Consider the following 8,799-nt stretch of genomic DNA (forward strand, 5'->3'; position numbering starts at 1 on the left):
GCCTTGGTGTGGAGCAATCGGCTCATAGTCTTCCGGATTTACTTCATAGCTGTAGCTACCGCCTGATGTTGATGTTTGTTCTATTTCAACGCTTTGATCAACTTTCTCTTCAACTTTCTCTTCAGAAGTGCTTTGTGCACCACAACCTACTAACAGTGCTAATGCTAACATTGCGCTTGCACTTAAACCTAATGCCTTTTTCATAACTAGACCCTCCTAATTTGTTTGAAAAGTATAAAACAACAAGAATACTAGTTACTAGGGATTAGCTTCCTTTAGATATATTATTTTTCTAGGGATTTTCTATCTAAAGGGGTTAGGTTTCTTTGTTGTTTTATCTGTGCTCATTGAGCATCTTTCTAATACTAATATATTAAATTGATATGATAAAAAATGTGCTCTTGGTCACATATTGACTTTGGTTCACAGAATGCACAAAACTATTCAACAATTTCGTGGATTTTTATCTTTTTTATCACAAAACAGATGTATTAGACAGCAAAAAAAGCACTCATTGAGCGCTTTTTTCACATTTTCAGTTACCAATTTTAAATTATTTTATAATTGTTTCTAGGGCGATTTCAACCATCTGATTAAAGGATGTTTGGCGTTCTTCACTCGATGTTTCTTCTCTTGTTAATAAATGATCACTAACAGTTAAAATCGATAACGCTTGTGCCTTAAACTTAGCTGCAAGTGTATATAATGCACTTGTTTCCATTTCCACAGCAAGTGAACCGTGAGCTGAAAGATTCGTAATAAACGACGGATCGTTGTCATAGAAAGTGTCACTCGTAAAGACGTTGCCAACATGGACATTCTTATTTTGATTACGAACAGATTCATAAGCATTCAAGAGTAATTCAAAATTGGCAGTAGGTGCGTAGTTTAACCCATTAAAACGAATGTTATTCACATTTGAATCCGTCGATGCACTCATTGCTAAAATAACATCACGGACCTTGACATCATCTTGAAAAGCGCCACACGTACCAATTCGAATCAGCTTTTTGACTTTGTATTCATTTAATAGCTCGTTCACGTAAATTGAAATTGATGGGACCCCCATTCCAGTACCCATGACTGAAACTCTTTCCCCTTTAAATGTCCCCGTAAAGCCAAGCATACCTCTAACTTCATTAAATTGCTGTGGGTTATCAAGAAAGTTTTCTGCAATATGCTTAGCGCGCAGCGGATCACCTGGTAACAAAATACGATCAGCGATTTCGCCCTCTTTTGCTTGAATGTGTACACTCATATTCTTCACCTCACTCTCATTGTTTCCATTTTAAACAAATCTTACCCAATTTAATTATGAGAAAAAACTGCAGAGTATTAGATTTATTTCTCTGCAAAACGCTTTAATAGTTTTATGGCACTGACATGCATTCCCTCGTGATACATTGTAAAATTAACAAACTCTCCAATCGTAGATAATGTAACACCGCTTCTTGTAGTAAACGGTTCCTTCACTTGCTCTGATAAACGGTTTTGGAACGTTTCCTGAATTCGCTTTGGTTGGTCCTCTAGCATTTGAAGTAAGACATCAAGCTTCGGAAGCTCCTCACTCCAGTCACTAGGCGACGTTCCTCTTCCAAATAATCGATCAAAACTTTCTGGTACTTGCATAGGTTCACCAGCAAAATAAAAAGCAAACTTTTCTTGAACTAAATAGATATGTCCTAAATTCCATCTTATGTTGTTATTAAACCCATCCGGTATGGTATTTAACGTCTCTTCAGATAATCCCTCTACTTCATTTATTGTAATCTTACGTACAACATCTAGTTGCTTCAACACGGTCTGTTCCATCCTCATCCCACTTTCACTAATAATATTTAATAGTATTTACTATCTACCATAGTAACAGATTTCATAGTTTACCAACAGTTTCCTGTTTGGCAACTTGATTTCTTCCATACAAATGATGATCAACTATAAAACTTTTACTTTTCTATTTCTTTTTTTTAAAAATTCTGATAAAATAAACAAAAAGTAAGTTTGGTATACAATATACCAATGTGATTGCGGGTGATGGTATGAAAGAGAAACAAGAACATGCGGAAAAAGGAGTATGGTTAAGTCTTATTACGTACATTTTTTTATCGATTGGAAAAATTGTCGTTGGAATCCTGTCGAGTTCCACCGCCCTCGTCGCCGATGGACTAAATAATGCCTCTGACATATTGGTTTCAACCTTCATATTAATAGGCTTAAAAATATCAAAAAAACCAGCTGGCGGCAATCATCCATATGGCTTTCATAAAGCGGAAACGATTGCTTCCTTAGTTGCTTCATTTATTATGATGTCAATTGGGATTCAAGTGATCATAGAAACTAGTAAATCACTGTTCACATCAAAAATTCATAGCCCTGACCCACTTGCTGCTTGGGTAGCTATCATCTGTGCTGTTGTTATGTTTCTCGTCTACAGCTATAATATTAGATTAGCAAAAAGAACGAATAGCCAATCATTAAAAGCAGCTGCCAAAGATAATCTGGCTGATTCGTGGTTAAGTATCGGAGTTGCAGTTAGTGTATTAGGCGCTCAACTATCAATGCCATGGCTTGATCCACTTGCAGGCTTTATCATCGCTTTTCTGATTTGTAAAACAGCATGGGAAATCTTCCGTGAATCCTCTTATCACTTAAGCGACGGTTTTTATAAAAATGATTTAAACGAATTTCGGAAAACGATTAAGTCCGTTAAAGGGGTACAATTAATAAAGGACGTAAAAGCAAGAACATTAGGAAACAAAGTTTATGTCGATGTCATCATTCTAGTTCACCCTAATTTAGATGTCATTGAAGGCCATAAAATTGCTGATAATGTTGAAAAAATCCTCAAACAACGACACAATGTCAGCTATACACATGTACATGTTGAACCGGTCACTTATATAAAACTGATCTGATGTCATCATAGAAAAACATTCATAAAGAATTATAGTTAGCTATTTTCAAATTACGACAATGTAAAAGGCATTGCTGTACATAGCAATGCCTAAACGTGTATTTTTCTATTTCTTGTCCATACATGATACAGATTGCTTACACTTATTTATCCGAAACTAAAGAATTAACTATATGCCAGCTCTTTTTCCCTTTGATCAAGTGTCTGCGGAACTTGTTCACTTAGACCGAGCGCTTGCTCTGTTGATCTGTGAATGTCGTGCAGAAGATCTGGGTTTTCCATTAATGAGACTCCATAAGAAGGAATCATTTCTTTAATTTTCGGTTCCCAAGCCTTCATCTGTTGCGGGAAGCATTTTTTAAGTACCTCAATCATAACGTGAACAGCTGTCGAAGCACCTGGAGAAGCTCCCAGTAATGCTGCGATTGAGCCATCAGCAGCCGAAATCACTTCTGTACCAAATTGAAGCGTTCCTTTGCCACCCTCGTCAGTATCTTTGATTACTTGCACACGTTGGCCAGCTACGACAAAATCCCAATCCTCGCTTTTAGCATTCGGGATAAATTCGCGGAGTTCTTCCATGCGCTGTTCTTTCGATAACATTACTTGTTGAATCAAGTATTTTGTCAATGGTATTTCCTTTGCACCTGCAGCTAACATCGTTAAGACATTGTCAGGTTTTACCGAAGTTACTAAGTCTAACATTGAGCCAGTTTTTAAGAACTTTGGTGAGAAGCCTGCAAAAGGTCCAAATAGTAACGATTTTTTATTTTCGATAAATCTTGTGTCAAGGTGAGGAACTGACATCGGCGGAGCACCAACCTTCGCACGACCGTATACTTTTGCATGATGCTGTTCGACAACATCCGAGTTATTACAGACCATAAAGATTCCGCTTACAGGAAATCCTCCAATATGCTTTCCTTCAGGAATGCCGGATTTTTGCAGTAAATGCAGGCTTCCTCCACCGCCACCAATAAAGACAAACTTTGCAGTATGGCGCTCGACAGTATTACTTTCGAGATTCTTTACTTTCAATTCCCACAAGCCGTCGCTAGTGCGTTTAATATCATTCACAGAATGATTATAATGTAAATCGACATTTTTATTCTCTAAGTGCTCAAATAACATACGAGTTAAGGCACCAAAGTTGACATCCGTTCCAGTGTCAATTTTTGTCGCAGCAATAGGTTCATTCGATTCGCGTCCTTCCATGACAAGTGGAAGCCATTCCATCAGTTTTTCCGGATCTTCGGAAAATTCCATTCCTTGGAATAAAGGGTTGTTTGCTAGTGCTTCAAAACGTTTCTTTAAAAATGATACATTTTGTTCTCCTTGTACTAAACTCATATGAGGCAATTGCATGATAAAATCCTCAGGATTCTTTATCAGCTTTTTGTTTACAAGATAAGACCAAAACTGCATTGAAACCTGAAACTGTTCATTAATTTTGATAGCTTTACTAATATCAACTGATCCATCTGGTTTTTCGTCGGTGTAGTTAAGTTCGCACAGTGCTGCATGTCCAGTTCCCGCATTATTCCATTCGTTAGAGCTTTCCTCGCCTGCATTTGCAAGCTTCTCAAACACTGTAATCTTCCATTCTGGTACTAATTCTTTCAATATTGTTCCTAAAGTCGCACTCATGATTCCGGCGCCAATTAAAATGACGTCTGTTTTCGTTTCTCTTATGCTCATTTTAACCAACCTTTTCCCCTTGGATTTGCAGAAAAGATGTAGGCGTTGCACCAAGATAAGGCACGAACTTGTCAAACAACTTTTCTGTTACAACTTTTTGATAGACTATAATATCTAGTATTATATAACAACTTCCAGAGATTTAAAAGTACATAAAAAAGTTTGTTGACATGAATAAATACAAAAAACGACAGTTCACCCAAGTTTTTGCGGTAAAAAGACAATATTTTTACTCACAATTCCTACATTTTCAACAATTTGAAAGACTAATAGAAAACACCAGTATTCTATCATCCCAGTGTTTTCCATTTTGTTAGCCCGGCACATATAAATACAGTTTATCACATTAACAAATACTCTCTCGTTTACAAATCCAATGCTGCTAGTTTTTCAAAAGCTTTGTTCCTTGTAAGATTATACGATTGAAAGGAGTCACTCTTTAGATACACGCGCTCTGCTTTACGTTGTTTGAGTAACTCTTCCAAACCTGGAATTTCTGAATCTTTTTCATAAAGGTTAATAAGCCCAATGATCCCCGTTGTTGAAAACTGATTTAAATAATCGATATCAATTTTTCCAGTCTCCTCATAGCGGTCAATATTCCAGTCAACAACAATTTGATCGATGTTTACTACATTGATCCCCGTATAATAGAGTAACGAAGCCATGAAATAAAAGTGAAACAGCGAAAGCCTCTCAAGCCATATTTTAATTAGAGTATAAGCGAAAATGACCATTAGAAAGATCATAAACGTTTGAACCAAAATACGTGTAAACGTAAATCCATACGCCTCCTCATACATTGCCATCCGCATAAAGGCAGAGAGAAGCAGTACCCCGCTTGATAAAACAAGAAATGTTAACGAAAAACGGATTATTGTTTTGATTATTGCTTGAACATGTTTTGTAAACGTAATAATAAACGTCGTAACCGTCAAATTGATCAAAGTAACAAATAACAATTCGAAAAATCCGCGGCGAGCATATTCGGCATATGTGTAGCCGGCGTCAAGCGTGCCACTGAAAAAGTATTTGAATTGTACCGCAACGAATAATATATATACCAAATCCAATAGGAGCAGCACCGTTACTGTAATGATTCCATCCATTAATATCGGCATTGGTGTTACGGTTGTTTTGATGCTGTATTTTTGCATCAGCACCTGCATATAGCAAAAAAATCCAAAAGTAAAAATAAGACTGATTACAATACGGAACATGATCTCTGCATTAAAGCTAAATAAAGTAGGGAGAATACTGACCAGCCTTTCAAATTGTGCATCAGCTGAAATCAACAGGTTCAGGATCACAAACAGAAGCGGAACTGAAATGATAAGCCCTATCATAATCTTTTTCCAAATAACATACTGATTTTTGTTATTCCCACGTTTTACTAGATTTTCGATCTGCCTCGTAAAAAAAGCAAAATATCGGATTCCGCTCAAAAAGCGGAATATAGTAAGCAAGAAAAAGGATGGCTCACTCCACTTTTTTTCAGCTGAAGAAGTAATCACTGACAAATGAAAAATGACAAGTGCCGGAATGACAACGATATTTAGCACATGAAAAAGTTGCGTGTCATACAAAGCATAACCAGCAGCGAGCAACCAAATTGCAATCAAAATAAGATAACCGAACCGTTGATGTGTAAATGTAAACGTTCGAAACCTCCAAAAGAACAAGCAGTAAAATACAGCGAGAAAGGCAAGATAGGAGATCCCAATCTGTCCTCTAAAAAAGGCTTCTTCGGCAACGATCCCTACAAGCAAACACAATACTAAAAAGACCCAGTCACTTTTTTTCATAATAGTTTCCATTCTTAAACCTCCATTATATAGTTTTTCTTTATATATAGATTTTCTAGGTATATAATCAAAAAAAAGCTTAGATTGAAGCTTTTTTTCCCCAATTGTAGCTCAGTAAGCAGATCGGGTATAAAAGAAGTGTCAAGAAAATGCAAAGCATAATAAACGTTTCTTTAAGTAACGGATTAAACCATTCATGAGGAATAATACGAAAAACAGTCAAGACCATCAAGGTAATATTCGGAATTAAGGCCAGAAAAAATGTTTTTTTCATTAGCTTCTTTCCTTTATGTCCAAAGCCTTTCCCTATTTCATAGCCAAGCAATGCCCAAAACAGCATATAAATGAACGCAATGAGAACTGGTACAGAAGTCAGTTCAGACCATAAGCTTGAAAGCCAGTTCCAATTGAATAAATTATGGGCCAACGTTAAGAGGCCTCCCCCAACAAAGAAAAAGATATTAATAGCAATAAAGAGCCATTTCATATTACTTGGTGTCACCGAAAGCTCTTCCTTCCACATTGCAGCAATTTCCTCAGGTGCCCCAAACCTGTCATAGATTTGTTCGCGTACCGCTTCTTCATTCTCAACCTGCGAAAGACTCATCAGAAGCTCCTCTAGGTGTGCATCATATTCCTGGAGAATTGATTCCTTCTCCTGATGATTGCCAAGAAGGGTTGCCAAGTCTTCTAAAAATTCACTCTTCAGCCGTTCCATGTTTCTTTCTCCCCATTAACTTGTTCATCACTGAAACAAAGTTATCCCATTCCTGGGTTTTTTCAAGCAGCATTTCTTTTCCGGCATCTGTTATCCGGTAATATTTCCGTGCTGGTCCCTTCGGCTGCTCCTGCCAATAGCATTCAATATATTCCTGCTTCTCAAGCTTATGAAGTGCCGGATACAACGTGCCCTCCTTTACAGAAAATTCATTGCTGCTGCGCTTTTCCAATTCCTTTACAAGTTCATATCCGTACATATCCCTCTCTTCTAACAGTTGCAGCAATAATAATGACGTACTTCCTTTTACCAATTCACGGTTAAACATGTTTTCACCTACCTAGAATTTTTATGTATGTAGAAATTCTATAATTAATAGCTTGAAATGTAAAGGGAAAAATTTGCTTTCATCCATATTTTTCATATGAAATGGGGGTTATATTTTATAGAATGATTTTGTGTTTTCCAGCAACCTTGCCGAAACCTCTTTTACAGGAAGGTTGATTAATTTTGCAATCACAGTGATCGATTGTTTCATCATAGCCGGGTGAGTCATTTTTCCAGAAAAAGGACCTTCAAATGGCCATGGACCATCCGTTTCGACCATCATTTGTTCTAGCGGATAAGATCGGACGAGTTTCTTAATCTTTTCCTTATATACAACCTCAGGAGTCACTGAGATATAATAGCCATTTTCGATCATTCTCGCGATACTTACTGCATCTCCTTTAAACCAATGGAAGTGTGCCTTTGTCACAGAATGCTTTTCCAGAAGATCACAGACAATTGGAACATCATCATAGACGGCATGCAAAGCAACCGGTTTGTCCCATTTCTTTGCCATCTCGATGAATACTTCAAGCAGTTCAATATACCGATCGTACTGCAACCTATTCACCTTTTGCTCCTGCCTTAAATAGTATGGTAAGCCAACCTCCCCAACCGCAATCATTTCCGTTCGGTGTTCAGTCATCCATTCAATTAAACGACTACACTCTGTTTCTGTTGGCAGGCTTTGCTCCGGATGAAAGCCGAATAAAGGCTTTACCTTCTTGTATTTTATTGATAGCTTAAGGTTTCGCTTACATGATTCCAAATCAAATGAGTTGGACAGCCATGCTTCCACATCGTCTGTGCCTTCCAAAATAAGCTCAATTTCTTTATTTTGATATCTGTCTAAATGAAGATGGGCATCAATCAATTTCATACTTTCACTTCCTATTAATTCGTCTAATCGTCCAGATATTACTCAATGTAACATTTTTACCAAGAAAAAAATTTGCTCACTTTATTACTACTCTGCTAAAGGATTCTTTATTAAAAAAGACTCTATATACGAAAAAACAGGACTAACCATATGATTAGTCCTGCTTTTTTGCCTGGCAACGTCCTACTCTCACAGGGGGAAACCCCCAACTACCATCGGCGCTGAAGAGCTTAACTGTCGTGTTCGGCATGGAAACGAGTGTGACCTCTTCGCTATCGCCACCAAGCTATTTAGTTTAGAGTTGAGAGTGTAGAGTTTAGAGTTATTTTTGCTTCTCAGAGAAGCTTTCAAAACAACTTCTCACTTTTAACTTTCAACTTTTAACCAAGGGAATTCATTCCCTGAAAACTAGATAACAATAGATTAAGCACTTAAGAAGTATTCACTTCGAAGTTTA

Annotated in this window: 8 protein-coding genes, 1 rRNA gene and 1 pseudogene; 1 reads left to right on the forward strand and 9 read right to left on the reverse strand. The window is 37.2% G+C overall.

Features of this window, described 5'->3' with window-relative positions; genetic code table 11:
- The 3 genes and pseudogenes from ACJ2A9_RS23195 to ACJ2A9_RS23205 all read right to left on the reverse strand — a co-directional run.
- Window positions 1–204, reverse strand: a pseudogene (locus tag ACJ2A9_RS23195) (hypothetical protein); the annotation flags it as partial.
- Window positions 205–553: 349 nt separating this feature from the next.
- Window positions 554–1,258, reverse strand: a complete 705-nt coding sequence (deoD, locus tag ACJ2A9_RS23200) for a purine-nucleoside phosphorylase (protein WP_441424072.1) — start codon at window positions 1,256–1,258, stop codon at window positions 554–556.
- A gap of 83 nt (window positions 1,259–1,341) precedes the next feature.
- Window positions 1,342–1,812 carry a DinB family protein gene (locus ACJ2A9_RS23205; RefSeq protein WP_441424073.1) on the reverse strand — a complete coding sequence of 157 codons (471 nt, stop codon included), beginning with the start codon at window positions 1,810–1,812 and terminating at the stop codon, window positions 1,342–1,344.
- A gap of 227 nt (window positions 1,813–2,039) precedes the next feature.
- On the opposite strand from ACJ2A9_RS23205, the gene ACJ2A9_RS23210 reads away from it, so the two are divergent.
- Entirely contained in the window at window positions 2,040–2,915 is an 876-nt protein-coding gene (locus ACJ2A9_RS23210) for a cation diffusion facilitator family transporter (protein WP_441424074.1), read from the forward strand.
- 164 nt (window positions 2,916–3,079) lie between these two features.
- Here the strand turns inward: ACJ2A9_RS23210 and ACJ2A9_RS23215 are convergent, their stop codons facing one another.
- From ACJ2A9_RS23215 to rrf, 6 genes are all read right to left on the reverse strand, one after another.
- Window positions 3,080–4,663, reverse strand: a complete 1,584-nt coding sequence (locus tag ACJ2A9_RS23215; RefSeq protein WP_441424079.1) for a malate:quinone oxidoreductase — start codon at window positions 4,661–4,663, stop codon at window positions 3,080–3,082.
- A gap of 314 nt (window positions 4,664–4,977) precedes the next feature.
- Window positions 4,978–6,429 carry a DUF4153 domain-containing protein gene (locus tag ACJ2A9_RS23220; protein WP_441424075.1) on the reverse strand — a complete coding sequence of 484 codons (1,452 nt, stop codon included), beginning with the start codon at window positions 6,427–6,429 and terminating at the stop codon, window positions 4,978–4,980.
- Between the two features lie 67 nt (window positions 6,430–6,496).
- On the reverse strand, window positions 6,497–7,135 hold the full coding sequence (locus tag ACJ2A9_RS23225) for an HAAS signaling domain-containing protein (RefSeq protein ID WP_441424076.1): 639 nt from the start codon (window positions 7,133–7,135) through the stop codon (window positions 6,497–6,499).
- Window positions 7,116–7,463 (reverse strand): PadR family transcriptional regulator, encoded by a 348-nt coding sequence (locus ACJ2A9_RS23230; protein ID WP_441424077.1) that lies wholly within the window; start codon window positions 7,461–7,463, stop codon window positions 7,116–7,118. Before ACJ2A9_RS23230 ends, ACJ2A9_RS23225 begins: the two co-directional genes overlap by 20 nt.
- Before the next feature lie 108 nt (window positions 7,464–7,571).
- Window positions 7,572–8,342 carry a TatD family hydrolase gene (locus ACJ2A9_RS23235; RefSeq protein WP_441424078.1) on the reverse strand — a complete coding sequence of 257 codons (771 nt, stop codon included), beginning with the start codon at window positions 8,340–8,342 and terminating at the stop codon, window positions 7,572–7,574.
- Window positions 8,343–8,512: 170 nt separating this feature from the next.
- A 5S ribosomal RNA gene (rrf, locus tag ACJ2A9_RS23240) occupies window positions 8,513–8,628 on the reverse strand.
- Between the last annotated feature and the right edge of the window lie 171 nt (window positions 8,629–8,799).

It is taken from the genome of Anaerobacillus sp. MEB173 (assembly GCF_052119505.1).
Lineage (GTDB): Bacteria > Bacillota > Bacilli > Bacillales > JBJMAU01 > JBJMAU01.

Bases quoted from the DNA above. Each gene is read 5' to 3' on its own strand.
- deoD (WP_441424072.1), bottom strand. From the start codon at position 1,258: ATGAGTGTACACATTCAAGCAAAAGAGGGCGAAATCGCTGATCGTATT.
- ACJ2A9_RS23205 (WP_441424073.1), bottom strand. From the start codon at position 1,812: ATGGAACAGACCGTGTTGAAGCAACTAGATGTTGTACGTAAGATTACA.
- ACJ2A9_RS23210 (WP_441424074.1), top strand. From the start codon at position 2,040: ATGAAAGAGAAACAAGAACATGCGGAAAAAGGAGTATGGTTAAGTCTT.
- ACJ2A9_RS23220 (WP_441424075.1), bottom strand. From the start codon at position 6,429: ATGGAAACTATTATGAAAAAAAGTGACTGGGTCTTTTTAGTATTGTGT.
- ACJ2A9_RS23225 (WP_441424076.1), bottom strand. From the start codon at position 7,135: ATGGAACGGCTGAAGAGTGAATTTTTAGAAGACTTGGCAACCCTTCTT.
- ACJ2A9_RS23230 (WP_441424077.1), bottom strand. From the start codon at position 7,463: ATGTTTAACCGTGAATTGGTAAAAGGAAGTACGTCATTATTATTGCTG.
- ACJ2A9_RS23235 (WP_441424078.1), bottom strand. From the start codon at position 8,342: ATGAAATTGATTGATGCCCATCTTCATTTAGACAGATATCAAAATAAA.